The sequence below is a fragment of the Dehalococcoidia bacterium genome (assembly GCA_025054935.1).
Taxonomy (GTDB): domain Bacteria; phylum Chloroflexota; class Dehalococcoidia; order SpSt-223; family SpSt-223; genus JANWZD01.
In genome coordinates this window covers 1-500 of sequence record JANWZD010000093.1, presented here as the reverse complement: position 1 = coordinate 500, position 500 = coordinate 1, and the positions used below count along the sequence as shown (strand labels likewise).

1 protein-coding gene is annotated in these 500 nt (G+C 62.0%); it reads right to left on the bottom strand.

Annotated elements, in window-relative coordinates:
* The coding region (locus tag NZ773_16435) for an acetyl-CoA carboxylase biotin carboxylase subunit (GenBank protein ID MCS6803511.1) at positions 1-500 on the bottom strand (500 nt) is incomplete at both ends.

The window sequence follows — 500 nt, the reverse complement described above, 5'->3', positions numbered from 1 at the left end:
TCGACGTGACGGACGCGGGTGAGATACTTTTCCAGCAACAACGCGCCGTTGCCAAACGCGGCTTCGGCTTCGGCGCGGGCCGTTGGATACGCGCGTTGCAAATCGGCCTCGTCATACGCTACCCGCATGCCACGGCCGCCGCCGCCACCCGACGGCTTGAGCAGCACCGGATAGCCGATGTTACGGGCAACATCAATCGCCTCTTCGAGCGAGCGCACCTCGCCATCAGAACCGGGCACGGTTGGCACGCCGGCTTTGCGCATCGTCTCACGGCCAATCGCTTTATCGCCCATCAACCGGATCGGTTCGGGTGGGGGTCCGATGAAGATCAGATTGCAGTCAGCACACATCTCGGCAAAATACGGATTTTCCGAGAGAAAGCCGTAGCCGGGGTGAACGGCGTCACACCCCGAAATCAACGCCGCGCTAATCAGCGCCGGCGCATTGAGGTACGATTTCGCCGGCGGCGGCGGCCCAATACAAACTGCTTCATCGGCTAG